Raw genomic sequence first — 26,550 nt, 5'->3', positions numbered from 1 at the left:
CAGCGGGGACTCCGCGGCCGGGGCTCCGGGGGCGGGGGCCTCCGGGATGAAGGGCTCCGTCAGCGGAGGAGCATCCAGGCGCCCTGGGCGAGCATGGCGGCGCCGGCGACGAAGAACAGCACGGCTGCACCGATCTGGATGGCCCGTTCGGGGAGCTTCTTGCCGAGGACCGCGCCGATGGCGATGGCGATCGCGTCGGCGGCGACCATGCCGACGGTGGAGCCGATCCACACCGGGAGCCAGTGGTACTGGGTGCCGACCGTGATCGTGGCGAGCATGGTCTTGTCGCCGAGCTCCGCCACGAGGAAGACCACGAACACCGTCATGAACCCCGAGCGGATGCGGCGGGAGGCGGCGCGCTCCTCGTCCTTGTCGCTCATCTCGTCGCCGCGCAGCGTCCAGGCGCCGAAGATCAGGAAGGCGACACCGGCGGCCAGAGTGAGCCAGTCGGTGGGAAGTGCGGCGCCGAGGACCTCGGCGACGAACACGCTGCCCAGGTGCACCACGGCGGTGGCGACGGTGATGCCGAGGATGACGGTGAGGGCGCGGTACCGGGTCGCCAGGGACATCGCGACGAGCTGGGTCTTGTCACCCATTTCGGCGACGAAGATGGCGAGGCTGCTCACGCCGAGCGCGACCAGAAATGCTGACATGTACTTGCTCCTGCTGTCCGTGATGGGCAGAAGGAGGCGGGGACGCCCCTTCAACCCGGTCGATTCCTACCGGGTCAAAGGTCTCGTCCGCCCGTGTGGTCCAGGCCCTTGAACGGGGACCCTGAACTGGGCTCACGCGGCCGGGACGGTGGTCCAGTATGTCGACCGCGCAGATTGGGGACTACTCCCCTTCGACGCCCACGACATTACCAGAACCATTTTGCATTGCAATTTGTCGCTCTGGCGAATTGATTTATCAGGTTGGCCTGAAAAAGGAGTTAGGAGCGCCTAACTCGATTCTTTGGCGTGTTGTCCCTGATGGGATGTCAGAGGCTCACGCCGAGCATCACGGGCTCGTTGACCAGGCGCACGCCGAAGGCCTCCTCGACCCCGGCGCGTACTTCCCGGGCCAGGTCGAGCAGGTCGGCGGTGGTCGCGCCACCGGGATTGGTCAGGGCGAGGGTGTGCTTGCCCGAGATGCGTGCGGGGCCGTCGCCGTAGCCCTTGGTGAACCCGGCCCGGTCGATCAGCCAGGCGGCGGAGAGCTTCACGTTGCCGTCGGCGTCGGGGTGGCCGGGGACCTCGGTGCCGGCGCCCAGTCGCTCAACGGCGCGCTCGTGGAAGGCCGCGTACTCCTCCGGCGCCAGGACCGGGTTGGTGAAGAACGAACCGGCGCTGCGGGTGTCGGGGTCGGCGGGGTCCAGGACCATGCCCTTGCCCCTGCGCAGCCCCAGGACCACTTCGCGGGCCCGGGCTAGGGGGACCCGCTCGCCCGCTTCCACTCCCATGGTGCGGGCGACCTCGGCGTAGCGGACCGGGCGGCTGAGCCCGCTCCGGCGCAGCTCGAAGACGACCTCGCACACCACGTAACGGTCGTGGCCCTTGAAGACGCTGTCGCGGTAGGTGAACCCGCAGTCGGCGTTGGTCATCGTGACCAGCTCGCCGGTGGTGCGGTCCAGGACCAGCACCTCACGGACGGTCTGGCTGACGTCCTGGCCGTAGGCGCCCACGTTCTGGATGGGGGTGGAGCCCACCCGGCCGGGGATGCCGGAGAGGAACTCGACGCCGTTGAGCCCTTCGGCGACGGTCCGCTCGACCAGCGGATCCCACTCCACACCCGCGTCCGCCCTCAGGAGGACGATCTCCTCGCCGGTCTCCGGGTCGGTGCCGCCCCCGGTCGTGGTGACGCCCTGGGAGGCCACGAGGACCACGGTGCCGGGGAACCCGTCGTCGGCGACGACCAGGTTGCTGCCGCCGCCGAGCACGAGGACGGGCTCCTCGGAGCGGTCGGCCTCGGTGACGAGCCGGACGAGCTCCTCGGTGGAGACGGCGGTCCGGAAGGCCTTGGCGGGACCGCCCAGGCCGAGGGTGGTGTGGTCGGCGAGCATCGTGGACACGGGCATACCTCTGGTGAAGGGAGCGAACGCGGGTGCGGGGTGGTGGGTGCGGCCCGGCCGGCTACTGGGCCAGGCGGACGACGGCGGAGGCCTTGGCGAGGACCTTGGCCCCGCCGGAGCGGGCGGTCAGCAGCACGGTGACGGTCCCGTCGTCGTGCTTGGCCTTGACCTTGCCGCCGACGGTGATCTCCGCGCCCTCGTCGTCGTCCGGGACCACCACGGGGGCGGAGAAGCGCACCGAGTAGTCGACGACGCTGCCGGGGTCCCCGGTCCAGTCCGTGACGACCCGGCCGGCCTCGGCCATGGTGAACATGCCGTGCGCGATCACGTCGGGCAGCCCGACGGACTTGGCGAAGCGCTCGTTCCAGTGGATCGGGTTGAAGTCACCCGAGGCGCCCGCATAGCGGACCAGGTCCAGGCGGCGGACCGGGAAGGTCTGCTCGGGGATCTGGGTGCCGACCTCGACGTCGGCGTGGCTGATCCTGCTCATCTGCTCTTCCCCGCTTCCTAGGAACCCCGGACGACGAGCATCATGCCCGCCGTCACCACGTGCTCGCCGTCGGCCGCCTCGGCCACCGTCTCCAGGGTGATGAGCTCGTTGCCGCCCAGCGCCTTGATGTCGGTGATGCGGGTGACCGTGCTCAGGACGTCGCCCGCGCGGAGCGGGCGGCTGTAGTGGAAGCTCTGGTCGCCGTGGACGACCCGGGAGAAGTCCACCCCGAGGTCGGGGTCGGCCAGGGCCAGCGCCGAGCCGGCCATGCCCAGGATCACGGGGAAGGTCGGCGGGGCGATGACGTCGGTGTACCCGAGGGCCTTGGCGGAGGCCCTGTCGAGGTAGACGGGGTTGAGGTCGTTGATCGCCTCGGCGAACTCGCGGATCTTGCCGCGGGTCACCTCGTAGGCCTCGGGGGCGGGGTACTCCCGGCCGAGGTAGTCAGGGTTGATCGCCACGCTCTGTCTCTCCTGTGCTGGGCAACAACAAAAGCCCGGTGAGCGATGTGCTCACCGGGCTGGAGTCTACGAGAAGCTGACCGCTCCCTGCCTGGGACAACGGACCTTCGAGAACCTAGCGGGTCTCGCGGTGGTCGTTGTGCTTGCGGCAGTTCGGGCAGAACTTCTTGATCGTGAGACGGTCGGGGGTGTTCCGACGGTTCTTGCGCGTGATGTAGTTCCGGTGATTGCACTCCTGGCAGGCCAGGGTGATCTTCGGCCTCACGTCTGTGGCAGCCACTTCGGAGTGCCTTTCTCGCTGGAGACATTACCTAGGCGCAGTTGAAAACTGCTGGAGACCCACGACGACCCCTGAGTATTGAGGCTCAGGGGTCAGCGGGTTGGTAGCGGGGGCCGGACTTGAACCGACGACACAGCGATTATGAGCCGCTTGCTCTACCGACTGAGCTACCCCGCCCCGGATCAGACGGGAGTCGATCCAGTACGGAACACTCCCGGCCCAGGCCGGTGATGTTCCACCGGCCACCCACCTGAGTGGACCGGAACCTCATCAAGTGGTGGAGCCCCTTTACGGAATCGAACCGTAGACCTTCTCCTTACCATGGAGACGCTCTGCCGACTGAGCTAAAGGGGCGCGCTGTGGGGCTTTCTTTCGTCCGCCCCGGGGGTGTTGCCCCCTTGCGCTGAACATGACTATACAGGGATCAGGGGGTGGTCTGCCAAATCGAATGCCCGACCCCCTCCCGAAGGGCTTCGGGCGGCGCTCCCGGCACCCTCCCCCGCACCCCTCCGGACACGCGGAAACCCCGCTGGGAGCGGGGTTTCCGAGCTTTCCCGGCCTCCCCGGAACAGCCCGGGAAGAGGCCGGATGTGACGCCGTGCACTCTCCTCAGAGGGCCTCAGGAGGCCCCTTCGGCCAGCCAGACGTTGGACATCGCGTCGCGGTTGATCGTGCGGATGTCCGCGGGCAGGCCCAGCCGGCGCAGGGCGTCCGACAGGCGGGTGTCGTGGGTGAACACGATCAGCTGCCGGTGCCGCCCCACCTCGGCCAGGACGGAGGCCAGCCCCTCGACCGTCTCGGTGTCCATCGCCTGGACCGGGTCGTCGAGCAGCAGGAAGCCGAACGGGTTGCCCTCCACCAGCGTGCGCGGCAGGCAGATGGACAGCGCCAGGGCCTGGAACTCCCCCTGGCTGAGCAGTCCGGGGGCGCTGGTCTGGTCGGCCACACCGTCCACGGACACGTCCACCTCGACCCTCCTGCGGGCGCCGCGGCCGATCAGCCGCATGCCCTGGAGGTCGATGTGGCGTTCCTGGCGCAGCCGGAACCACACCTGTTCGGCCTGACCGGCCACCGGGCCCAACCGCTCCGCCCGGACCCCGCGCGCGTACTCCGCCAGCCAGTTCAGGGCCGTCTCGGCGGCGCTCAGGGTCTCACTGGCGGCGACGGCGCCCTGGGCGTCGTCCAACCAGCCGGAGAGGCGGTCCGCGAGGTCGGACCAGCCGTCCGTGGGGTCCTCCAGGCGCTCGGAGGCGTCCCTGCGGGCGCTGACCGCCGCGGCCCGGAGCTTGCGTCCCACCGTCTCGATGTGCTCGGCCAGCTCCCCGAGGTCCTCGATGGTCGCACCGGACTCCCACAGCGCCCACACCTGGCCGAGCTCGCTCTCCGGCGGCAGCCAGGACGGCGCCGGGGAGAGCAGGAAGCGGGCCTGGTCGCGGGCGGCCTCGGCGCGGTCGTAGGCGGCCGAGGCGCCGGCGGCCTGGGGGCGGAGCGCGCGGAGCTGGGCGTTGGCCCGGCGCACCCAGTCGGCACCGAGGGCACCGGTGGCCGAGCAGGTGGGGCAGGTGGTCTCGGTGGGATGGCGCTTGTGGTGCTCCAGCGCCTGTTCGAGGAGCTGGACCACGCCGTGCGCGTGGTCGCCCTTGCTCCCGGCGGCCATCGCCAGTTCCATGGCGGCGCCGCGCAGTTCGTTGACCACGTCGGCGATGATCGTGCGCTCGGGGACGGCCAGGCGGCGCAGACGGCGCAGGACCACGTGCAGGGCCGGGTCGCTGGGGCCGTCGTCGGCGGCGACGCGGCGCAGGGCCTCCAGGTCCATGGAGGGCGCGGAGAGGAGGTTCACGGCCTGCGCGGCCCGGGGGTCGCCGGAGGCGTTGAGGGCCTCCATGAGGGGGCGCAGCTCCCGGGAGGGGCGGTCGCGGCGCCGGACCAGGCCGTCGCAGACCTTGGCCAGGCGGCGTTCGGCCTCGGCCAGGCCGGTGAGCCCGAGCAGGGCCGTGAGGGTGTCGTAGAGCTCCGCGGCGCGACCGGTCACCGTGCGGCCGAGTTCGTCGTAGGACAGGAAGGGCCGGTAGCGGACGAGGTTCTCGCCCCAGTCGAGGGTGCGCAGGGGGGACACCTCGCCGTCGGGGTGCACGACCTCGCCGCGTGCGGAGCGGACGCTCTCCCCGGTCCAGCGGCGGCTGATCCGGGTGGGTCCGCTGTCCCCGGCGATGTGGATGTCGACGGTCGCCTCGGTGCGCTCGTCGTAGTGCAGGTTGCGCCAGCCGTCGCGCCAGCCGGTGGGCATGGCGTCCCAGCGGGGGTTGCGGCCGGTCAGGGCGGCCTCGGCGGCCTCCGCGAAGCTGGACTTGCCGGAGCCGTTGCGGCCGACGATCACGGTCAGGCCCGGGCCGGGGGCGAAGGTGAGGTCGGCCGGGCGCCCGATGCCGCGGAAGCCCTGGACGCGGATGCCCGTGAGGTAGGCCCGGCGCACCCGCCCCGGCGGGGGCTCCGACGGCCCGGCGGGGAGGGCCTCGGGGACGTGCTCGCCCCTCAGGAGGGCCTCGAGCGCGTCCTCGCCCCACAGGGCGGCGCTGATCCAGACCCTCACCCCCTCGGGCAGCCCCGAGCGCGCCAAGGCGTCGAGGAGGGCCTTGGTGGTGGGGTCGTCGGCCTGGGGCGCGGCCTCGTGGCCGTCCCGTCCTGCGCGTGTGTTCGCCTCGGGTCCCCGAGTCACCTTCGCCACCCCGCTCCGTTCGCAAGCCTTCACCAGCAGAGTAGGACAGGACGGGAGGAAGCGCGCTGGTGATGTGTGTACCGGCACGCACCCGGAACCCGTCCGGGCCCGGAGGGGCCGGGGTTTCCCGCCCCGCCGGAAGTGGCCCGGGCCGCCCGGGGATCACACCCCGACGAGCCTCCTCCGGCTGCCGTCCCAGGTGAAGTGCAGCGTGGCGATGCCCGGGACGTTGGGATCGCGCAGGCACTCGTAGATGTTCAGGCTCGGCACGCTCGCGAAGCAGCCCCAGACGCGTTCCGAGGTGAGGACGAAGTCCAGGTCGAGTTCGACCAGCAGGCCGAGCAGGCGCCCGTGCGTGGGTTCGTCGACCTTGGCGAAGGCGTCGTCCAGCAGGATGAGGCGCGGCGCCCACGGGGCCCGCACGGCCAGGGCGTCGAACTGCGCGGCGGCCGCGGCGAACAGCACCAGGTAGGCGACCACGCGCTGTTCGCCCTGGCTGAGGGCGGTGCGGTGGCCCAGGCGGCGCTCGTCCCCGGCGGAGTCGGTGACGTAGACGGTGAAGGTGAACCAGGAGCGGTAGTCGAGGGCGGCGCGCAGCTGGGCGCCGCCGGTGGCGGTCGGGTCCAGGCGACGGATCGCCTCGATGCAGCGGCGCAGGGCGTCGCGCAGCCGGGTGGTCTGGACGCGGGTGCGCTCCTCGGCCGGGGTGGCCAGCAGCGGGACGACCGCCTCGATGTCGGCCCCGGCGTCGGGCGCCAGGCTCCAGTCCAGGCGTACGCCGAGCCCGGCCGAGGTGGTGACGTCCTTGAGGACGTCGTTCATGGTCGCGATGAGGCCGCGGGCCTCGTCGATCTGGTGGGACAGGTGGCCGGCGAGCTCGCCGAGGAGGTGGCGTTCGAAGGCCTCCTCCTCGGCGATGGCGACGGTCTCCTCGGCGCGGGTGACCGCCTGCGCGACGCGTTCGGCGTAGGCGGTGACGTCGTGGGCGCCGTCCTCGTCGTGCACGGTGAGGCGCTTGACGCCGCGCGGCTCGGTGAGCTCGGTGCGGGTCTGGGACCAGCCCACCGAGGTGAGCAGGCGGTGCAGCTCCTCGCGGCTGCCGAGGATGGCGCTGTCGTCGACGTCGGCGACGTCCCCCTGTCCGGCCAGCCCTTCCTCCAGCTGCCCGACGAAGGAGGCCAGGAGGGCCAGGCGCTCGTCCGGGCCGGAGGGCTCGGCCTCCGGTCCCCCGTTGACGGCCTCCAGGTAGCGGGCCAGGGGCGCGTCCTCGGAGGCGCAGTCCCCCAGCCCGGCGGCGCCGAGCAGGACGGCGTCGGGGACGGTGTCCTCGGTGCCGGTGACGTTCCTGCTGTCGGGGTCGCCGACGGTGGTGACCGCGGAGACCAGGGCCTCCCCCGCCGCCAGGGCGCGGCGGACCTGTTCGGCGCGTTCGGCGGTGGCGACGTCGAGGCGGGCCTCGGCGCTGACGCGTTCGTCGCGGGCGCTCTGGGCGTCGCGTTCGAGTTCGGGGAGGCGCTGGGCGGCCTCCTCGGCGCGGGCCCGGACCTGCTCGCGGGCGGCGTCGATCTGCTCGTCCGCCACGCCCCGGGCGCGGTCGCCGAGCTCGAACTGGCGGCGCACGGTGATCATGTCGTCGATCGCGGCGGCGCGGGCGTCCTCGGCCAGGACGCGGGCGGCGCGGGTGCGGGACCAGGCGGCCACGTGGCGGTCGTGGTCGGCGAGCTCCCAGGCGAGGACGTCGAGGTCGCGCAGGGCCGAGGCGATGAGGACCCGCAGGTGGTCCAGGGCGCGCAGGGCGCTGTCGAGTTCGGCGCGGGTGGTGGGCAGGGCCGCGCCCTCGGCGGCTTCGGAGAGGCGGGAGCGGATGCCGAGGAGCTCGGCGCGCGCGGCCTCGGCGGCGGACTGGGCGGTCTCGTGTGCGCGGCGGGCCGCGGCCACGTCGTCCCGGGCGACGTCGAGCACGGCCCAGGCGCGGATGAGCGGAGCGGCTTCGGGGAGGTCGCGGGAGACCTCCAGCAGCTCGGAGTAGGAGTGTTCGACCGCCCAGCGGCGCTCCCCCGCCTCGGCCAGGAGCGCCTCGGCGATGGCCATCCGGCGGTCGGTGTTGGCGGACTGGCGGTCGCGGGCGCGTTTGCGTGCGGCCTCTCCGATGAACTCGGGTTCGCTCTTGTAGTGGGCGCCCGAGGCCACGCCCAGGCGCCAGCCGCCGGAGAGCGACATGGAGCTGACGGTGGCCACGGAGCCGTCGCGGCGGTGTTTGGCCTCGGTGTCCTCGGCGGTTCCGGGGGCCTCCGAGCGCAGGGCGACGGAGGCCAGCAGGGCGCGCAGGTTGTCGCTCTGCACGCCCCGGTCGGGGAGTGCCACGGGGACGAGGACGTCGAGGAGGGTGCGGCCCTTGGCCGGGCGGCCCGGGGTGACCACGAGGTCGCGGGTGGTGGGGTCGTAGAGGGTGCCGTCGGCGCGGATCCAGCTGGAGAGCAGCCCGCTGGCCTCCAGCGCCGCCTCCAGTCCGGCCTGTTCCCGGGAGGTGAGGCCGTCCGCGAAGTCGACGGCCAGGTGGAAGGGGACGCCGTCGCCGTCCGGGCGCGGGTAGGTGGCCCAGCCGGGGCGTTCGGGTGCGCTGTCGGCGTTCTTGGCGCGGCGGGCGGCGAGGTCGGCGAGCTCGTCGGCGAGCTGGCCCTCCTCGTTGACGGCGACGTCGCGCCGGGCGCGCAGCTCCTCCAGGAGCGGGTCGACCGCGGTGTGGGCGAGGCGGGCGACGGTGGCCGGGACCTCGGGGTCCAGGACGCGCAGGGCGTCGGTGATGGGCAGTTCGACGCTGCCCTCCAGCTCGTGGATGGCCTCGCCGAGGGCGTGGGCGTGGCTGGAGTCGCGCAGGGCGGCCGCCCAGTCACGGACGCCGTCGGCGTAGGTGGCGCTCTCGGTGCGCAGGGCGGCGATGGCCTCCTGCTCGCGGGTGTGGGTGTGCTCCAGCGCGGCCTCGGCGCTCTCGGCCTCGCTGGTCAGCGCGACCAGGCGGCGGTCGGCGGCCGCCTCGGCGGTGGTGAGTCCGGTCAGCCGGGTGGCGAGGTCGGTGCGGTCGGCCGCGGCGTTGCCCGCGGAGGTGAGCCGGTCGTGCAGGCGGCCGAGGTGTTCACGCAGGTCGGTGAGGTCGATGCCGTTGACCGGGGCGCGCTCCACCGCCTGTTCCAACCCTTGGAGGTCGACCCGGGTGGTGTTCTCCCGGGGCGCGTGGACGGCGGTGCGGGCGTCGGGCACCTGGCCGAGCGCCTGTGGGTCGAGTCCGGCGGCGGTCGCGGCGCGGGAGGCCTCCAGATGGGTCTGCCGGAGGACCTCCAGGGCGCGCTCGATGGCGGCGGTGTCCTCGCCGAGGCGTTCCACCGCGTGGGTCTCGGTGGCCGCGGCGTGTTCGGCCGCGGCCCAGGCGGCCTCCGCCGCGCGGATGTAGGCGCCGACGGCCGCGTCGTAGGCGCGGCGCTCGTTGGTGGTGGCGGTGGCCGCGTTGTTCTGCGCGGCGGCGAGGGTGCCGTCGTCGGCGTTGGCGGTGTCGCGGGTGCGGCGGGCCTGGTCGCGCTCCTCGGCGATCTGGCTCTCCGCGGTGATGAGCTCGTCCAGCTCGGCGCGCAGGCGGTCGGTCTCCTCGGTGCGGCGGGTGCACGAGTCGAGCTGTTCGCGGACCTCGGCGGCGCGGGCGCGCAGGGTGTGCAGGAGGTAGCCGTGGTAGTCGGCGAGGAAGGCGGTGACCCCGGCCCCGGCCTCGGTGAGCTCGTTCTTGTCGGTGCGGGCCTGTTCGAGGTCGGCGATGTTGCGGGCGACCTCGTCCAGGACGGACTCGTCCATGGGCGGGAGGGCCTCGGACAGGACGCTGACCAGCTCGCCGGCTTCGAGGCGGTCGCCGATGGTGGGGCGGCGCAGGCGGTAGAGCAGGTGGATGAGGTTGCGGTAGCGGACGGAGTCGTCGATCCCGAACAGGTCCCGCATCACTCGGGCGCGGTAGGGGACGGCGCTGGTGAAGCAGTTGTCGGAGCCGATCTCCGAGCGGAGCCGGTCCACGGGTTTGGGTCGGCCCTCGGTGACCAGTTCGAGGTCGTGGCCGACGCGGCGGTCGGTCACGAAGAACACGCAGCGGGGGTCGGCGTCGCCCACGGCCATGACGGCGGCGCCGAGGGTGAGGTGCCGGGGCGGTGCGCCGTCCTCGTCGGAGGCGTCCTCCGGGGTGCCGGTGTCCGTGCCCGCGCCGGGGGAACCGACGACGGGGATGCCGGTGGCGGGGGTGTCCGCGTCCTCGGGGGCGGCCAGGAGGGAGGCGGCCGAACCGGGGGCCGCGGGCGCGAGGCCCGTGGGGGGCCGTGTGGTGTCGGGGGCGGAGGCGGCGAGCAGAGCCGAGGCGGTGTTGGGGCCGGTGTGGGTGCGGGTGCCCTGGTTCGGCCCGGCGGAGTCCAGGCCGCGGTCGCCGCGGGCGGTGGTGAACTCGACCCACAGGTAGCCCAGCCGGGTGACGGCGCCGGAGGCGTCCGAGGGATCCGGGGAGTCCGCGCCGTCGTCGGACGCGGGTTCGGGTTCGGCGGGGCCGCCCAGCAGGTCGGGGCCGGTACCCCCCTCGTCGGGGCCCTGGGAGGCACGGGGGTCGTCGGCCATGAGCCAGCGCAGGCTGGTCCGGTTGGTCCCGGTGGTGTCCAGGCGTCGGACGTCCCCGTCCAGCAGGAAGGGGAGCAGCATCTCCAGCGCCTTGGACTTGCCGGCGCCGTTGCGGCCGCGCAGCAGAAGCCGCCCTTCGGCGAAGTCCAGGACGTGGTCGTCGTACTGCCAGACGTTCCGGATGCCCGCGCGCTCGAGGCGGTAACGGGGGGTGTCGGCAGGATCAGCCGGAGCCGTCCCGGGGGCCTCGCTCGTCTCCTGTGTCACCACTGGTCGCGCTCACCTTCTCGTTCGCCACCGCTTGCAGCACGGACGCCACCCGGTCGAGGTCGCCGCGGGGATCGGCCTGGGGGTCGGCCTCGTCCTCGGGCTCGCCGTGACCGGAACCACGCGGTTGCGTGGGGTGTGTCCGGCTGTCTTCGTCATTGTCCTGGATACGGGGGACGCGATCGTCCACGTCGGCGCCGAACCTGGCCGCCGCAGCGGTGAGCGCCCACGTTCCGGGCCCTCCCGTGAGCAGGCCGAGGCCGGTGAGGAGCTCCAGCACGAGACCGGACAGCCGGTCCGGGGCCGGGAGCTCGGGACCCGCGGTACGCGCCCACTCGGACCGGATCGGTGCGTCGGCGCCGCCGAGGACCTCCAGTGCCGCAAGGAGTTCCTGGTCGGGGACGGGGACGGAGGTGGCGGGGCGGCCGGGGTGCAGGCGGCCGGAGAGGTGCCGGACCAGGGCCAGGGCCGTGTGTCCGACGGGGTCGTCCGAGGGGAAGCGCGGGGTCGCCGCGGCCTCGTCCGGCATGACGAGCGCCACACCCTCGGCGCGGATCTCGGTGTCGCAGCCGAGCAGGTTCCCGAGCGCCGCGGCGGCCCGCCACTGGTGGGCCGCCAGGCGGTCGCGCTGGCGGTCCGGGAGCTGTTCCCGGTAGACGACGGCGGTCTCGGCGAGCAGGCGGCGCAGGGCGACCTCGCCCGCCTGGTCGCTCTCGGGGTCCGTGTCGGCGGCGTCGGCGAGGAAGGAGACGGGGTCGTCGCCCGCCTTGGGCAGGTGTGCGGTCACCGAGCGCAGGGCCTCGGTGTCCGGTGCGAGGCCGGCGTCCACGGCGGCGTCCGCCTGGTGGGCCCGGACGCTCCCGGAGGTCTCGGCGAGCGCGCCGAGGCCGACCAGGTACTGCAGGGCCGCACAGAAGGCGCGGCGTTCACCGAGGCCGCGCGCGGGGTCGGCGTCGACCCCGGCCTCGCGTGCGGCGGCGCGGACCCGGACGGCGAGGGAGCGGACCGTGGTGGGTCCGGTCTGCTCGACCAGGACCGCGAGCGCGAGTGCGAGGTAGGTGTGGGTCCGGGGGGTGAATCGGGCACCGGTGGAGCGGGTGGTGGGAAGGACCACCTCGTCGACCAGACCGCGCTTGACCAGGCGGGCGTGGTCGTCGGCCACGGTGAGCCGGTAGCCGAGGACCCGCTGGAAGCGCTGGATCAGCCACTCCGCGTGCGAGCGCACGAGGGAGAACTCGGCCGGGTGGGTCCGCCGGGTGAGCAGGGGCCGGGACATGAGGGCGCGCGCGGCGGCCTGCCGCTCACCGATGAGGGCGGCGTCCTCCATGTGGGCGTTGGTCTCCATCACCCCCACCTCCGCGTCCAGGGCGTGTGCTTCGCGATGTCGATGGGTCCGGTGGTCTCCACGTCGGGGTCCGGTCCGGGGAGGCTATCGGTGGGAGCGGGGTCGGCGACAGGGGCGTCCGGAGCGTCCGGGGCGTCGGCGGTGCTGACCGGCGGACCGGCGGGCGGAGGGCTCGCCGGAGCGCCGGGCTCGTCGGAGGACGGGGGTTCGGAGCGCGGTGAGGAGGGTTCCGCGTGGGACCCGCCCCCGTCCGCGTCCGCCGTGCGGGAGGCGGGGGCGGCGGGTGCCGTGGAACCGGCCGCGGTGTCGGGGACCGGACCGGGGCCGGCCACGGATCCGGCATCGGACACGGGTTCGGGATCAGCCACGGGATCGGACACGGGTTCGGGATCGGCCGCAGGTGGCGGAGCCGTCACGGGCCGGGTGGAGTCGAGGGCGGAGCGGGCCGCGACCCCCGGGGCCGCCATGGGCCGGGGCGCGGTGTGCTGCTCGTAGGAGGTCACGCACAGGCGCAGTCCCTCCAGCGTCAGGTCCCCGCCCTCACCGCGGACCGTGACCTCGGCTCCGGGCGCCGCGTGGACGTGCAGGCGCAGGCCGAACTCCAGGTCGCCCGCGGACGTGGGGCGGCGGGTGGCGTCGCCCGACCCGAGCGCGGCGGTGAGGAGCTCCATGAGCACCTCCATGCCGGCCCCGGACAGGTCCAGGCGGGCGCGGTCGCCGGTGGGTTCGGTGAGCAGGGACCGGACCTGTTCCGCGCCGGCCCGGCGCCAGTGCGCGGAGGACTCGGCGGCGTCCCGCAGCCGGGCCTGCTGGGCGCGGTGGTCGCGCACGGGTTCGGGCAGACGGGTGCCGGGGTGCTCGGTGACAGTGCTGCGGTCGGGCTCGGACTGCCACCAGCTGGTGGTCGCCGCGACGCTGTCGTCGACCCGGCCTTCCAGGTGGCGGGCGGGGTGCAGGGCGAAGGCGGCGGTGGCGAGCGCGTCGGCCCTGTCGGGTCCGGACTCCTCGAACCAGGCGGCCAGCCGCAGCAGAGCGGCACGGCCGTGCCGTGGCACCGGCCGGTCGCCGGTGTCCTGTCCTTCGTCCGCGCGGTTGTCCGCCCACTGGTTGAGTCCCACAACTCAGCAGACTAGAGACCTCCGGGGCTCGCCACGCCCGGTTCGGCACCCTCCGGCCCCGTTCAAGCCGATCCAATGCCCGCCCTGACCAGCGGTTTCAGGTGATTTCTGAACTTTGCAAGGATTCCGAGAAGAGCTGCGGAGTCGAAGCTCACGTTCGCCCCGCCCCGGCCGCGTTCACGTGTGTCCCGGCGCCTGCCGTCCGGCGCCGGGGAACGGGGTCACTCGGCCGCGGGGGTGTTGAGCTGTCCGCCGTCGGCCTGCTCCAGCGCGTCCCGCTGCTCCTGCGGCATGTCGTCGTCGTACTCGGTGACCGTGTACGTGGAGAAGTACCGGGTGCCGTTCGCCTCGACCGGGTCCCCGAGCTCGATCTCCACGTCGTAGGGGTCGTCCTGGCAGCCCTGGTCCATGCACCAGGTGCCCAGGACCTCGCCCTCGCCCAGCGCGCGCGTCCCGTCCCACTGGTCCCACTCCATGTCGGAGAAGGTCGTGAACTCGTTGGCGACGTAGTCCGTCGGACGCTGGTCGTCGAAGCCCTCCTCGTCGCCGTACATGTTGAGGACGTGGACCTCGTCTCCGGCCTCCGTCCCACCCTCGGCGCCGCCTCCTCCGGGGGAGCCCTCCGCCTTCGGGGCCTCCTCCCCGGCCGGGGCACGGTCCTCCTCGGGATCGTCGGCCTGCCCGCAGGCCGAGACCGCCAGGGCCAGGGCCGCCCCGGCCAGGAGTGTGCGCTTCCACCGGTTTCCCGGATTCATCCGGCCCTCCAGGTTCATTTGCCCTCCTCAGGTCGCGACCGTCATGGCCGTGAACACAGAGGAGGCCCCCCGGCACACGCCGGGGGGCCTCCGACCCGCTCTGTTCCGTCACCGGAGTCCGAGGACCCCGTCGACCACCCTCAGGTGATCAGTAGCCGTGCCCGTGGTCGCCGTGACCGGCGCGGTCGTGGTCACCGTGACCGCCGTGGCCGTGGTCACCGCGGTCGTGGCTGATGTTCGTACCGGCCGGACCGTTGACGCAGTCACCGGTGGTCTGCGGCGACAGGATCGGCACGTTGGCGCCCACCAGGCCCACAGCCAGCTCGGTGTTGCACAACTGGATCGGCACCAGCTGCAGGTTCTGGTTGAACTGCTGGTCGCCACCGTGCGACGCGGAGGCCGGAGCGGCCGCGAGCATCGCACCGAGGGCGACACCGGCGATCGCCGTGGCGGCGGTGAACTTGCGCAGCATCTGCGGTTCTCCTAGTCGATGTTGGTGCTGACCGGGCCGTTGATGCAGTCGCCCGTGGTCTGCGGCGACAGGATCGGCACGTTGACACCGGCGAGCAGCCCGACGGCCAGCTCGGTGTTGCACAGCTGGACCGGGACGGCCTGCAGGTTCTGGTTGTACTGCTGGTCGCCACCGTGGGAGGCGGACGCGGGAGCCGCGGCGAGCAGGGCGCCGAGGGCGACACCGGCAATGGCGGTGGCTGCGGTGAACTTGCGCATGTTGGGGTTCTCCTAGTCGATGTTGGTGCTGATGGGACCGTTGACGCAGTCACCGGTGGTCTGCGGCGACAGGATCGGCACGTTGACACCGACCAGGCCCACGGCCGCGCTGGTGTTGCACAGCTGGACCGGGATGGCCTGCAGGTTCTGGTTGTACTGCTGGTCGCCACCGTGGGAGCCAGAGGCGGAGGCCGGGGTGGCGGCCAGAACGGCAGAGAAAGCAGCACCAGCAACGAGGCCGGCAACACCGAGCTTACGCAGCATTGAATTACCCTTCGAAAAAGTTTGAGATATCGTCTCGGTAGAGCTAATTGCCGGAACTAGCTGATGTTGGTGCCGACGGGGCCGTTCACGCAGTCGCCCGTGGTCTGCGGCGACAGGATCGGCACGGTGACGGCAACCAGGCCAACGCTGCCCGTCAGGTTGCAGGACTGCACCGGGACGAGCTGGAGGTTCTGGTTGAACTGCTGGTCACCGCCGTGCGAGGCGTGAGCGGGAGCCCCCATGAGGAGCGCGCCCATCGCGGCACCAGCGACCAGGCCAGCAGCGGTCAGCTTCTTGATCATGTTTCCCCCGGGAAATCAATCGAGGCATTGACAGAAAAAGACGCAGGCGCTTTTGCACCTGTGTCGCGGTGGACTGGTGCAATCATCATCCGGCCCTCAGTTTTTGTCAACGCCGAAACTCGGGGCACAATTTGTCCAGATTGCCGGAGGCATTCCTTTCGCCCCACAAATCAAATAGGACAATGCGATGATTTTTCAGCACGACCGGCCGCCCCGACGCTCCTCGAAGATCACCCGGAGTGACATCAACGTGTTCGGAGCGTGATCATCTCGCAACCACCCGAATCCCCTCACCCTCCGCAACTGCCACTACGAAGGGTGATGATCGGGGCGGATGCCCCCGGACACGACGAAGCCCCCGGCACCGTGTGGTGCCGGGGGCTTCGTTCCCCTGATGTGGCAGGTGAAGGATTCGAACCTTCGAAGGCTAAGCCGACGGATTTACAGTCCGCTCCCATTGGCCGCTCGGGCAACCTGCCTGGGCTGCGGCGACGCTGTGCGTCGCTGCGCATGAACGACAATAGCGGATGTTGGCCCTGAACCTGAAATCGGTTCCCCGGGCGCGCCCCCGGCGGGCTCAGCCAGCGGAGGCGGGCGCGCCGCGGCTAAGCTCTCAACCCGGCCCGGACCGGGCCGGACGAGACGCACACGGGCGCCCTCGGGCGCACGTGATCCATGAGATGTAGCGGGGTGTGAGAGTACGTGGCCGCCGAATCCAGTTTCGACGTGGTGTCCAAGCTCGACCGGCAGGAGGTCGACAACGCGCTGAACCAGACGGGCAAGGAGCTGTCCCAGCGGTTCGACTTCAAGGGCACCGGGACCACCATCGCCTGGCAGGGCGAGGACGGCATCGAGATCAAGAGCGGCTCCGAGGAGCGCGCCGCCGCCGCTCTGGAGGTGTTCAAGGAGAAGCTCGTCAAGCGCAAGCTCTCCCTGAAGATCCTCGACGCGGCGGAGGAGGCGAAGATCTCCGGCAAGGAGTACCGCCTGCCGATCAGCCTCAAGGAGGGCATCACCTCCGAGGACGCCAAGAAGATCTCCAAGCTCATCCGGGACGAGGGTCCCAAGGGGGTCAAGGCGCAGATCCAGGGCGACGAGCTGCGGGTCAGCTCCAAGAAGAAGGACGACCTCCAGGGCGTCATGAACCTCATCAAGGAGCAGGACTACGACCTGGCGCTGCAGTTCGTGAACTACCGCTAGGCCCTGTTTTTTGGATCATTCCGCGCTCGCGACCACCAGGCTGCCTCTCGCTGCGCCGATGAAGCTCGGACAGCCAGACCCGGGCTGACCTTCGCTCATCGTCTTGCGAGAGATTGCCTGGACGGCCGCTCGCATCGATGTCGGCTCCGCCGACACGAGCGAAAGCATCCAGAAAAACAGGCCCTAGACGCCGAACGGCCGCCCTCCCCCGCGGGGTCGGCGGCCGTCGTGTGCCCGGGGTCAGCCCAGGTCCCACTTGCGGCGCAGCTCGCGCAGCCGGCGGATCCGCTCCTGGACCGGCGGGTGCGCGGAGAACAGGCGGCCCACCGCGCCCGGGTAGGGGTTCGTGGTCATCAGGTGCGAGGTGGCCAGCAGGATCCGCTCCTTGGGCAGCGGGTAGGCCCGGTTCCCGGACTCCAGCTTGCGCAGCGCGTCGGCCAGTCCCAGCGGGTCCCCGGTGAGCGCGGCCGCCCTCTCGTCGGCCCGGAACTCCCGCGCCCGGCCCACACCGAAGTAGACGACCACCGCCGCCAGCGGGGCGAGCACGGCCATCATCAGGCCGCCCAGCAGGTTGGGCAGGTCCGTCTCCTCCGAGTCGCCCAGCGGGAGCAGGAAGGAGACCGCGGTCAGGGCCGTGATGAGCGTGGTGAGCGTCGCCGCCACCGAGCTGATCAGGGTGTCGTGCGAACGGATGTGCGCCAGCTCATGGGCCAGGACACCGCGCAGTTCGCGTTCGTTGAGGGTGCGCAGGAGACCCGTGGTGCAGCAGAGGGAGGCGTGGCGCGGGCTGCTCCCGGTGGCGAAGGCGTTGGGCGAGCGCACCGGCGACAGGTAGAGCTTCGGCATCGGCTGCCGGGCCGCCGTGGCCAGTTCCCGGACCATCCGGTAGAGCTCTGGGCGTTCGATCTCGCTCACCGGCCGGGCCCGCATCGCCCGCAGGGCCAGGGAGTTCCCGAAGAGGTAGACCAGGATCCCCGCACAGGCCACCAGCACGACCGAGACCTGTACGCCCTTCGCCGAGCCGCACAGCCAGCCGACCACGACGGCGAGCACCGAGGCCCCGACGAACAGTCCGACCGCGCGGATCGCGTTGACGTGCACGCGCTCTCCTTCCGCTGTTCGCCGCTGCCCGGCTTTGGATGCGTACATGGTGACAAACGTGCGGGTCGGCGTCTTGCGTTCCCCATGTGACCAGCTGTCGGTCACATCCCCCTTCCAGGCCGGACGCGGGGGTGCTGTGACAATGGCCACCCGGCCCGCCCCCGAACGGCACCGACGACCTATAGTGCGAACGTGGCCCTTGTCACTCCGAGCGCTGAAGAGGCGGGACGGCTCCTCACCGAGGTGAGCGTCCCCACCGACGTGAGCGGAGGGCCGTGCCGTCCGAGGTTGGCAACCGCAGGCGGCCCGGTCGCGGTCGTGCACCGTCGAACGCCGCGCTGGGTTGGCGCACCCAGGGCGTGCGGGGGCCACTCCGTCCTCATTGCCCCCGATCCAGACACCCGGCCCGCGACGGTGCGGTCCGGCCGGGGGTAGACACCCGAGCGCCGCCGCCCGTCGCGACCGGCGGCTCACCAAGGAGGTCGTCGATCTCAGTGGCCAAACAGATCGAACAACTCGACCGGGTCATCATCCGGTTCGCCGGGGACTCCGGCGACGGGATGCAGTTGACCGGTGACCGTTTCACCCAGGAGACCGCGTCGTTCGGCAACGACCTCTCGACGCTGCCGAACTTCCCCGCGGAGATCCGGGCCCCCGCCGGAACCCTTCCTGGGGTCTCCAGCTTCCAGTTGCACTTCGCCGACCACGACATCATGACGCCGGGCGACGCCCCGGACGTGCTGGTCGCGATGAACCCCGCCGCGCTCAAGGCCAACCTCGGCGACCTGCCGCGGGGTGCCACGATCATCGTCAACACCGACGAGTTCACCAAGCGCAGCCTGGCCAAGGTCGGCTACGCGGTCGACCCGCTCACCGACGGGACGCTGGACGCGTTCAAGGTGAGCGCGGTGGGCCTCACCTCGATGACCGTGGCGGCCCTGGCCGACTCCGACATCTCCAAGAAGGACGCCCAGCGCGCGAAGAACATGTTCGCCCTGGGCCTGCTGTCGTGGATGTACAACCGGCCGACGGAGGGGACGACCTCGTTCCTGAAGTCGAAGTTCGCGAGCAAGCCGGACATCCTCGCCGCCAACCTCACGGCCTTCCAGGCCGGGTGGAACTTCGGGGAGACCACGGAGGACTTCGCGGTCTCCTACGAGATCAAACCCGCGAGGCTGCCCGCCGGCACCTACCGGAACATCACCGGGAACCTGGCCACCGCCTACGGGCTGATCGCCGGGTCCCAGCAGTCGGGGCTGCCCCTGTTCCTGGGGTCGTACCCGATCACCCCGGCCTCGGACATCCTGCACGAGCTATCCCGGCACAAGCGGTTCGGCGTGCGCACCTTCCAGGCCGAGGACGAGATCGCGGGGGTCGGCGCGGCCCTCGGCGCGGCGTTCGGCGGATCGCTCGGGGTGACGACCACCTCGGGGCCGGGCATGGTCCTCAAACAGGAGGCCGTGGGTCTGGCGGTGATGACGGAGCTCCCGCTGGTCATCATCGACGTCCAGCGGGCCGGTCCCAGTACCGGCATGCCCACCAAGACCGAGCAGACGGACCTGCTGATGGCGCTGTTCGGGCGCAACGGCGAGTCACCGCTGCCCGTGGTGGCCCCGTCCTCCCCCGCCGACTGCTTCGACGCGGCGCTGGAGGCGACCCGGCTGGCGGTGAAGTACCGGACCCCGGTGGTGGTGCTCTCCGACGGCTACCTCGCCAACGGTTCGGAGCCCTGGCGCCTTCCGCAGGTGTCGGAGCTGCCCGTGATCGAACCGGGCTTCGCCACCGAGCCCAACGGGGCCGGCGGCGAGTTCCTCCCCTACCTGCGGGACGAGGAGACGCTCGCCCGTCCGTGGGCCGTACCGGGCACGGCGGGGCTGGAGCACCGCATCGGCGGGATCGAGAAGCACTCCGAGACCGGTGACATCTCGTACACGCCGGACAACCACGACCTGATGGTCCGCACCCGCCAGGCCAAGGTGGACGCGATCGCCCGCGACATCCCGGAGCTGGAGGTGTCCGACCCCACCGGCGACGCGAAGGTGCTCGTGCTGGGCTGGGGCGGCACCTACGGATCCATCACCGCCGGGGTGCGCCGGGTGCGGCGCGCGGGCGGCCGGGTGGCCCAGGCGCACCTGCGCCACCTCAACCCCTTCCCCGCCAACCTCGGCGAGGTGCTGAGGAGCTACGACCGGGTCGTGGTCCCGGAGATCAACCTGGGCCAGCTGTCGCTGCTGCTGCGCGGCCGGTTCCTGGTGGACGTCATCGGTTACAACAAGGTCCGCGGACTGCCCTTCAAGGCCGAGGAGCTCGCGGACGTGCTGCAGGAGGTCGTCGACCGTGACTGAGAACCTGAACGGGAACCTGAGCCACGAGGGCGAACTGGCCGGTCTGCGGCTGGTGCCCAAGTCGGACACCGAGTACAAGATGAAGGACTTCAAGTCCGACCAGGAGGTGCGCTGGTGCCCCGGGTGCGGTGACTACGCCATCCTGGCGGCCTTCCAGTCGTTCCTGCCGCAGCTGGGCGTGCCGCGCGAGAACATCGTGATGGTGTCCGGGATCGGCTGCTCGTCGCGTTTCCCGTACTACCTGAGCACCTACGGGGTGCACTCCATCCACGGGCGCGCCCCGGCGATCGCGACGGGGCTGGCGGCCAGCCGCCCCGACCTGTCGGTGTGGGTCGTCACCGGGGACGGCGACGGGCTGTCCATCGGCGGCAACCACCTCATCCACGCCCTGCGCCGCAACGTCAACATCAACGTGCTGCTGTTCAACAACCGGATCTACGGGCTGACCAAGGGCCAGTACTCCCCCACCTCCGAGGCCGGGAAGATCACCAAGTCCTCGCCGGTGGGCTCGCTGGACCACCCGTTCAACCCGGTGTCGCTGGCGCTGGGCGCCGAGGCGAGCTTCGTGGCACGGACCGTGGACTCCGACCGCAAGCACCTGACCTCGGTCCTACGGGCCGCGGCGGACCATCCCGGCGCCTCGTTCGTGGAGATCTACCAGAACTGCCCGATCTTCAACGACGACGCCTTCGAGCCGCTGAAGGACCCCGCCGCGCGGGACCTGCGGCTGCTCCGGATGGAGCACGGCGAGCCGCTGCGGCTGGGGCCGGACCGGGGTGTGGTCTCGGGTGAGTTCGGCGGCCTGGAGGTCGTGGACGTGGACTCGGTCGGCGAGGACCGGCTGATCCGGCACGACGCGCACCGCGAGGACCCGGGGTACGCGTTCGCGTTGTCGCGACTGGACTATCCGGCCTTCGAGCACGTGCCGATCGGCGTGTTCCGGGACGTGCGGCGCCCCACCTACGACGACCTGCTGAACGAGCAGGTCGAGGACGCCCGGGCCGAACGCGGTGACGGCGAGCTGGCGGCCCTGCTGGCCAGCGGGGACACCTGGACGGTCGACTAGCCGCACCCGTCCGGCCGTACCGGCTCGTACCGGTCGCACGGTTCGTATTCCCCCGGGCGGCGTCGTGAAGTTCACCGGCGCCGCCCGGGGTTCCTTCCGGTGCGTCCGGGGCCCAGGCAATACGCTTCCCCCATGCGTATCGTCATCGCCGGAGGACACGGGAAGATCGCGCTGCGGCTGGCCAGGCTTCTGGCCGACCGCGGTGACCGTCCCGTCGCCCTCATCCGGAACCCCGACCACACCCAGGACGTCGTCGACGCCGGGGCCGAGCCGGCCCTCGTCGACCTGGAACAGGCCACGGTCACCGAACTGACCGAGAAGATCATGGGCGCGGACGCCGTGGTGTTCGCCGCCGGAGCCGGACCGGGCAGCGGTGCGGACCGCAAGTCCACCGTGGACCACAAGGCCGCGTCCCTGACCGCGAACGCGGCCGCCCTCGCCGGGGTGCGCCGCCTGGTCCAGATCTCCGCGATCAACGTGGACCAGCCGGTGCCGGAGGGCACCGACGAGGTCTGGGCCGCCTACGTGGCCGCGAAGAAGGCCGCGGACGACGACCTGCGCGAGCACGACCTCGACCTGGACTGGACCATCCTGCGTCCGGGGCGGCTGACCGACGAGGCCGGAACCGGCCAGGTGGACCTGGGTGAGGCCGTGGAGCGCGACGCGGTGACACGTGACGACGTGGCCGCCGTGATCGTCGCCCTTCTGGACGAACCGGGCACGGCCAAGAGGACTCTCAACCTGGTGAACGGTGAGACACCCGTCGTCGAGGCCGTCCGCGCCGTCGCCGGTTAGCTTCCGCGGGACCGCGGGCCCCGGTCCAGCCGGCGCCCCGTCTTCGGTGGTGCTTTCGGTCCTCTGTGGCCAGATGCCCCCATAGAAGGCATGATGGGACCGGAGCCCGGCGGAATCCCGTCACGGTGGACGCGGACGACCGGGAACGACCCCGACGGGTGAAGCAGCTCCGCAGAGCAGATGGGTACGGTTATTCATGAGCGTCACACAGGTCGTGAGGGACAGCACGGTCGTCGAGCACGCCAAGGTCGCCGCGCAGCAGAAGCGCCGGATGTTCATCATCCAGCTCGAGGTCAACGCCTATGACGAGGCCTCCAGCAAGCTGCGCCCCGGGTTGACCCGCATCCTCGAGGGCATCGAGGAGGCCGGCTGGCGCCTGGAGCTGATCACCCCGAGCGAGACCGGCGAGTCCGCGGCCGCGCGTCTGTTCATCTTCCGCCCGGACACCGAGTCCAAGAAGGCGCCGGAGCAGGCCGAGCAGCAGCCCCAGCAGCAGGCTCCGCAGCAGGACCAGTCCGGGCAGCAGCAGCCCTACCAGCAGCACCCCACGGGCGCTCAGCAGCAGGACCCGTACGCGGGTTACGGCCAGGGCTACGGGCAGCAGCAGCACCAGCAGCCGTACCCCGGTTACGACCAGCAGCAGTACCCGGGTTACGGCCAGCAGCAGCCGGGATACGGCCAGCAGCCCGGCTACGGGCAGCAGTACCCGGGTTACGGTCAGCAGCAGGGCTGGTAACCGAACCCGCTCGCAGACAGCAGGGCCCGCACGGTGAGACCGTGCGGGCCCTTTTCTGTGCCCTGCGAGTCCGATTTGTGCACGCCTTCGTGTCCCCACGGCGGGTGATGTCAGACATTGACTGATTCCGATGCATTCGCCAGAAGTCTTTCCTAGCCACGCTTTCGGTTGTGTAACGCGGACGCCCTCAAAGCAACGACATGACGGTCATGTCGACCTCGAAGCTGAAGAAACTCCAAGGAAACTCTGGAATCTTCCCTGAAACTACTTCAAGCATGCGCTTGGCTACGCTAAGTTAATTCCGGCGGCCGCAGCCAACCTGTTTTGCACTTCCGAAAGGTAACCACCATGTCCCGTATCGCCAAGGTTTCCGGATTCGTCCTGGCCACCGGCCTTGCTTTCGGCGCCCTCACGGGTACCGCCGCGGCCGACAACAACGCAGAGGTCCAGAACATCACCATCCCGGTCTGCGTCGACGTCCTCAAGGCCTCCGGCGTCAGCGCCAGCGGCTGCAACGTCGTCAACTGGGACTCCACCTCGGGCATCGCCGTCCACGACTAGCCGTCGCGACAGGCGCCCGAGCCGTCGCGACACACCCCCGGGTTCTCGCGACACCTCTTCAGACCTTCCCGTAGTACACGAACAACGCGATCCGAAAAGGAAGCACACCATGAAGCGCATCACCGCCGTCTCCGGCCTCATCCTCGCCACCGGCCTCGCCCTGGGCGCCATGACCGGCACCGCCGCCGCGGACAACAACGCCAACATCCAGAACGTGACCGTGCCGATCTGCGCCGACGTCCTCACCTTCTCGGGCATCAGCTCCGACGGCTGCAACGTGACCAACATCACCGAGACCTCGGGCATCTCCGTCGGCAAGCACTGGTAGTCCACACCGCCAGAGCGTGGATGACGCGGGGCACGGTGCGCACGCACCGTGCCCCGCGTTCTGCCGTTCGGGGTCCCGTCCTACGGGCTCCGGTCCCCGTCCTGCGGACTCCGGTCCCCGTCCTACGGGCTCCGGTCCCCGTCCTGCGGACTCTCCGGGGATCAGCCCCCGCAGACACCCTCCTCGACGCCCTCCACCGGGTCCGTCACCAGCCGCGCGTGGAGTCCCGTGTCGTAGCGCGAGGTCCCGTAGCGGAGCTTGGCCCGCTCGATCCCCTCCGGACGGAAACCCGCCCGCCGGGCGGCCACGCACGACCCCGGGTTGTTCAACCGGTGCCCCGTCTCCACCCGGTACAGGTCCAGCTCCGCGAAGGCGAACTCCGTGGCCAGCCGGGCCCCGGCCGACGCCACGCCCCGCCCCTGCTCCGCCGGGTGCGTCCAGTAGGACAGCCAGCCGATGTCGTGCCTGCGGCTGGAAACCGACACCTGCACGTGTCCCAGGGCCCGGTCCATGCCGTCGACCACCACGAACCCGTGGGTGTCCTCCTCCTTGGCCAGGACCGCGCGCCGGGCGATCCACTCCAGGGCCTCGTCCTCCGTGTTCGGCACGTCCGACTCCTGCCGGGCCAGTTCGTCCCAGCGGAAGGCCTCCAGCAGCCGATCGGCGTCGCCCCGGTTCCACTCACGTACTCGGTACAACCACAACCCCTCTCACCGACGGTCCAGGTCGCGCCAACCTAGAACCCGTGCCCGTCCGAGGCAAGCCCTTTTGCCGGAGGTTCGGGTCCGCGCGGACGTGTCACGGCGGGGACCGCGTGGTACGTCTTCCCTGACATGACGACAACAGAGGTCTTCGAGGGGCACCGGCCCCTGCTGAACGGGGTCGCCTACCGCATCCTCGGGACGGCCGCCGATGCCGAGGACGTGGTCCAGGAGGCGTGGCTGCGCTGGTCCCGGGTGTCTCCGGACGAGGTCGACAACCCGCGCGCCTACCTGGTCACCGTGGTGTCGAGGCTGGCCATCGACCGGCTGCGCAGGGTCGGCGCCCAGCGTGAGTCCTACGTGGGCGAGTGGCTGCCCGAACCGGTCAGCGACCTGCCCGACGCCGCCGAGCGGGCCGAGATCGCCGATTCGGTGGAGTTCGCGCTCATGGTGGTGCTGGAGACCCTCAGCCCCCTGGAGCGGGCCGTGTTCGTCCTGCACGAGGCCTTCCAGCTGCCCTACGCGCAGATCGCCCGGGTCATCGGCAGGAGCGAGGACGCCACCCGGCAGCTGGCCCGGCGGGCCCGCGAGCACGTGCGTGAACGCCGGCCCCGTTTCGAGGCGGACCGCACCGCGCGGCGGCGGATCACCGAACGCTTCCTCCAGGCCTGCCTGGAGGGCGACCTGGACGGGCTCATGGGGATGCTCGCCGACGACGCCACCATGGTCAGCGACAGCGGCGGCAAGGCGCGGGCCCCGCTGCGGGTGCTGCGCAGCTCGGCCAAGGTGGGCCGCTTCCTGGCCGCGATCTCCCAGGAGCGCAACATCTCGCGGTTCCTCGACTCCGTGGGCCTGTCGGCCGCGGACCAGCTGGACACGGAGGTCACCGAGGTCAACGGAGGGCCCGCGGCGGTGGTGTCCTCGGAGGGCGCCCCGGTGCTCCTGCTGGTCCTGGACGTCTTCGAGGGCCGGGTCCAGCACGTGTACATGTTGGTCAATCCGGAGAAGATGTCACGTCTGCGGGCCCCCGATCCGTCCTAGGTACATGGACATCACCGTTGTGGGCGGTGGCCTCGCCGGACTGACCGCGGCCATCGCCAGCGCCGAACTGGGCGCGAACGTCACCCTGTTGGAAGCCCACCGGACCCTGGGCGGCAGGGCCCGCTCCACCGAACCGCCGTACGTGGCCAACGACGGCCCCCACGTCCTGTACTCCGACTCCGCCCCGTACGCCTGGCTGGACCGCCGCGGTCTGGTCCCGCCGTCGAAGGCCCTGCCCCTGCGGGCCGCACTCGGGGTCCGTTGGCGGTACCGGGACCGGATCGGCGGCCCGCCCTCCCCCGTGCTCCGGGCCGCCGCCCGCCGAGGGCTGCGCGCCCCGCACGACCAGGAGTTCGGCGCGTGGGCCGAGGAGAGGCTCGGGGCCGAGGCCGCACGGGCGGTCGGCAGCATGATGGGAGTGGTCCTCTTCCACGCCGAACCCGCACGGCTGTCGGCCGCCTTCGTCTGGGACCGGTTCCTGCGGGTGACCAGCCCGCGCTGGCCCTCGGCCCGGTACGTGGTCGGCGGGTGGACCGCGCTGGTGGACCACCTGGCCGAGAAGGCGCGGGAGGCCGGCGTCCGGATCCAGACGCGGAACCGGGTGACCGAACTCCCGGAGGGCACGGCCATCGTGGCCACGTCGCTGGACTCGGCGCGCGCCCTGCTCGGGGACGCCTCCCTGACCTGGGAGAGCGGCCACACACTCATGGTGGACCTGGGCCTGAGGCGCCGCGACCGGGACCCGTTCCTGGTCTTCGACTCCGACGGGTGCGGCTTCCTGGAGCGCTACACCGTCGTCGACCCCGCCCTCGCCCCGGACGGGGAGGACCTCGTCCAGGCCCAGCTCCCGGTCCGTCCCGGGGAGTCCCGGGCCGAGGCCACCGCCCGGATGGAGGCCTTCCTCGACCTCGCGTTGGACGGCTGGCGGGCACGGGGGACCTGGCGGCGCGACCAGGTGGCCCGGGGCCGCACCGGCGCCGTGGACCTGCCCGGCACCACCTGGCGGGAGCGGCCCGCCATCGACCGGGGCGGGGGCGTCTACCTGGTCGGCGACTCGGTGGCCGCGCCCGGCATGCTGGGCGAGGTGGCGGTCACCAGCGCCGTCCGAGCCGCCGAACTGGCCACGGGCGGCGGCACGGCCCGGCCCGGAGCCCCGGGCCGGGCGGCCGCGCGCTGAGAGGTCTCCCGTCCGCCGCCTCCTCCGAGGCGGCGGACGGCGTGCTCACCCGGACGAGGAGCGCACCTCGGCCTCTCCGGACAG

Annotated in this window: 25 protein-coding genes and 3 tRNA genes; 9 read left to right on the top strand and 19 right to left on the bottom strand. The window is 71.6% G+C overall.

Annotated features, from left to right (window positions below; genetic code table 11):
• Positions 1–59: 59 nt before the first annotated feature.
• From D458_RS0119395 to D458_RS0119315, 17 genes are all read right to left on the bottom strand, one after another.
• Entirely contained in the window at positions 60–653 is a 594-nt protein-coding gene (locus tag D458_RS0119395; protein WP_026119481.1) for a TMEM165/GDT1 family protein, read from the bottom strand.
• A gap of 326 nt (positions 654–979) precedes the next feature.
• Positions 980–2,056 (bottom strand): UDP-N-acetylmuramate dehydrogenase, encoded by a 1,077-nt coding sequence (locus D458_RS0119390; RefSeq protein WP_193374632.1) that lies wholly within the window; start codon positions 2,054–2,056, stop codon positions 980–982.
• A 55-nt stretch (positions 2,057–2,111) separates the two neighbouring features.
• Entirely contained in the window at positions 2,112–2,540 is a 429-nt protein-coding gene (locus tag D458_RS0119385; protein WP_017588408.1) for a MaoC family dehydratase, read from the bottom strand.
• 17 nt (positions 2,541–2,557) lie between these two features.
• Positions 2,558–3,001, bottom strand: a complete 444-nt coding sequence (locus tag D458_RS0119380; RefSeq protein WP_017588407.1) for a MaoC family dehydratase N-terminal domain-containing protein — start codon at positions 2,999–3,001, stop codon at positions 2,558–2,560.
• Positions 3,002–3,116: 115 nt separating this feature from the next.
• Positions 3,117–3,281 (bottom strand): 50S ribosomal protein L33, encoded by a 165-nt coding sequence (gene rpmG / locus D458_RS0119375; protein WP_026117477.1) that lies wholly within the window; start codon positions 3,279–3,281, stop codon positions 3,117–3,119.
• Positions 3,282–3,382: 101 nt separating this feature from the next.
• Positions 3,383–3,458 (bottom strand) — tRNA-Met (locus D458_RS0119370).
• 101 nt (positions 3,459–3,559) lie between these two features.
• A tRNA-Thr gene (locus D458_RS0119365) sits at positions 3,560–3,635 on the bottom strand.
• Positions 3,636–3,900: 265 nt separating this feature from the next.
• Positions 3,901–6,006: an ATP-binding protein gene (locus tag D458_RS0119360; RefSeq protein ID WP_017588406.1), complete on the bottom strand. Its 2,106-nt coding sequence runs from the start codon at positions 6,004–6,006 to the stop codon at positions 3,901–3,903.
• A 153-nt stretch (positions 6,007–6,159) separates the two neighbouring features.
• Positions 6,160–10,905, bottom strand: a complete 4,746-nt coding sequence (locus D458_RS0119355; protein WP_017588405.1) for an SbcC/MukB-like Walker B domain-containing protein — start codon at positions 10,903–10,905, stop codon at positions 6,160–6,162.
• The gene (locus tag D458_RS0119350; protein WP_026119480.1) at positions 10,859–12,247 is read right to left on the bottom strand and encodes a TIGR02678 family protein; all 1,389 of its coding nucleotides are present in this window, start codon (positions 12,245–12,247) and stop codon (positions 10,859–10,861) included. The genes D458_RS0119355 and D458_RS0119350 overlap by 47 nt, the downstream gene beginning before the upstream one ends.
• Entirely contained in the window at positions 12,247–13,365 is a 1,119-nt protein-coding gene (locus D458_RS0119345; protein ID WP_026119479.1) for a DUF2397 family protein, read from the bottom strand. The genes D458_RS0119350 and D458_RS0119345 overlap by 1 nt, the downstream gene beginning before the upstream one ends.
• Before the next feature lie 221 nt (positions 13,366–13,586).
• Positions 13,587–14,138: a hypothetical protein gene (locus D458_RS0119340; protein ID WP_017588403.1), complete on the bottom strand. Its 552-nt coding sequence runs from the start codon at positions 14,136–14,138 to the stop codon at positions 13,587–13,589.
• Between the two features lie 130 nt (positions 14,139–14,268).
• The gene (locus tag D458_RS0119335; RefSeq protein WP_017588402.1) at positions 14,269–14,592 is read right to left on the bottom strand and encodes a hypothetical protein; all 324 of its coding nucleotides are present in this window, start codon (positions 14,590–14,592) and stop codon (positions 14,269–14,271) included.
• An 11-nt stretch (positions 14,593–14,603) separates the two neighbouring features.
• Positions 14,604–14,849 carry a hypothetical protein gene (locus D458_RS0119330; protein ID WP_017588401.1) on the bottom strand — a complete coding sequence of 82 codons (246 nt, stop codon included), beginning with the start codon at positions 14,847–14,849 and terminating at the stop codon, positions 14,604–14,606.
• A 12-nt stretch (positions 14,850–14,861) separates the two neighbouring features.
• The gene (locus tag D458_RS0119325; protein ID WP_017588400.1) at positions 14,862–15,113 is read right to left on the bottom strand and encodes a hypothetical protein; all 252 of its coding nucleotides are present in this window, start codon (positions 15,111–15,113) and stop codon (positions 14,862–14,864) included.
• A 56-nt stretch (positions 15,114–15,169) separates the two neighbouring features.
• A complete protein-coding gene (locus D458_RS0119320; RefSeq protein ID WP_017578673.1) occupies positions 15,170–15,415 on the bottom strand; it encodes a hypothetical protein in 246 nt (81 codons plus the stop codon).
• 397 nt (positions 15,416–15,812) lie between these two features.
• A tRNA-Tyr gene (locus tag D458_RS0119315) sits at positions 15,813–15,894 on the bottom strand.
• A 223-nt stretch (positions 15,895–16,117) separates the two neighbouring features.
• On the opposite strand from D458_RS0119315, the gene D458_RS0119310 reads away from it, so the two are divergent.
• Complete coding sequence (locus tag D458_RS0119310) at positions 16,118–16,615, top strand: YajQ family cyclic di-GMP-binding protein (RefSeq protein ID WP_017588399.1); 498 nt, start codon at positions 16,118–16,120, stop codon at positions 16,613–16,615.
• A 240-nt stretch (positions 16,616–16,855) separates the two neighbouring features.
• Here D458_RS0119310 and D458_RS0119305 read toward each other — a convergent pair whose 3' ends face one another.
• On the bottom strand, positions 16,856–17,716 hold the full coding sequence (locus D458_RS0119305) for a M48 family metalloprotease (protein ID WP_017588398.1): 861 nt from the start codon (positions 17,714–17,716) through the stop codon (positions 16,856–16,858).
• 494 nt (positions 17,717–18,210) lie between these two features.
• On the opposite strand from D458_RS0119305, the gene D458_RS0119300 reads away from it, so the two are divergent.
• From D458_RS0119300 to D458_RS0119275, 6 genes are all read left to right on the top strand, one after another.
• A complete protein-coding gene (locus tag D458_RS0119300; protein ID WP_017588397.1) occupies positions 18,211–20,061 on the top strand; it encodes a 2-oxoacid:acceptor oxidoreductase subunit alpha in 1,851 nt (616 codons plus the stop codon).
• Positions 20,054–21,127, top strand: coding sequence for a 2-oxoacid:ferredoxin oxidoreductase subunit beta (locus D458_RS0119295; RefSeq protein ID WP_017588396.1), 1,074 nt, complete (start codon positions 20,054–20,056; stop codon positions 21,125–21,127). Before D458_RS0119300 ends, D458_RS0119295 begins: the two co-directional genes overlap by 8 nt.
• 132 nt (positions 21,128–21,259) lie before the next feature.
• Complete coding sequence (locus D458_RS0119290) at positions 21,260–21,922, top strand: NAD(P)-binding oxidoreductase (protein WP_017588395.1); 663 nt, start codon at positions 21,260–21,262, stop codon at positions 21,920–21,922.
• A gap of 196 nt (positions 21,923–22,118) precedes the next feature.
• Positions 22,119–22,658 (top strand): hypothetical protein, encoded by a 540-nt coding sequence (locus D458_RS0119285; RefSeq protein WP_017588394.1) that lies wholly within the window; start codon positions 22,119–22,121, stop codon positions 22,656–22,658.
• Between the two features lie 348 nt (positions 22,659–23,006).
• Entirely contained in the window at positions 23,007–23,219 is a 213-nt protein-coding gene (locus tag D458_RS0119280) for a hypothetical protein (RefSeq protein ID WP_017588393.1), read from the top strand.
• 109 nt (positions 23,220–23,328) lie between these two features.
• Positions 23,329–23,547: a hypothetical protein gene (locus tag D458_RS0119275; protein ID WP_017588392.1), complete on the top strand. Its 219-nt coding sequence runs from the start codon at positions 23,329–23,331 to the stop codon at positions 23,545–23,547.
• 161 nt (positions 23,548–23,708) lie between these two features.
• Here the strand turns inward: D458_RS0119275 and D458_RS0119270 are convergent, their stop codons facing one another.
• On the bottom strand, positions 23,709–24,245 hold the full coding sequence (locus D458_RS0119270) for a GNAT family N-acetyltransferase (RefSeq protein ID WP_017588391.1): 537 nt from the start codon (positions 24,243–24,245) through the stop codon (positions 23,709–23,711).
• A gap of 135 nt (positions 24,246–24,380) precedes the next feature.
• Between D458_RS0119270 and sigJ the strand changes: the two genes are divergently transcribed.
• Positions 24,381–25,289, top strand: coding sequence for an RNA polymerase sigma factor SigJ (gene sigJ / locus D458_RS0119265; protein ID WP_017588390.1), 909 nt, complete (start codon positions 24,381–24,383; stop codon positions 25,287–25,289).
• A 4-nt stretch (positions 25,290–25,293) separates the two neighbouring features.
• The gene (locus tag D458_RS0119260; protein WP_017588389.1) at positions 25,294–26,466 is read left to right on the top strand and encodes an FAD-dependent oxidoreductase; all 1,173 of its coding nucleotides are present in this window, start codon (positions 25,294–25,296) and stop codon (positions 26,464–26,466) included.
• Positions 26,467–26,550: the final 84 nt, after the last annotated feature.

This window comes from Nocardiopsis ganjiahuensis DSM 45031 (genome assembly GCF_000341085.1).
In the GTDB taxonomy this organism is placed as follows: domain Bacteria; phylum Actinomycetota; class Actinomycetes; order Streptosporangiales; family Streptosporangiaceae; genus Nocardiopsis; species Nocardiopsis ganjiahuensis.
Note: the sequence above shows the minus strand (reverse complement) of the source record. Positions and strands in the feature narration are given on the sequence as shown.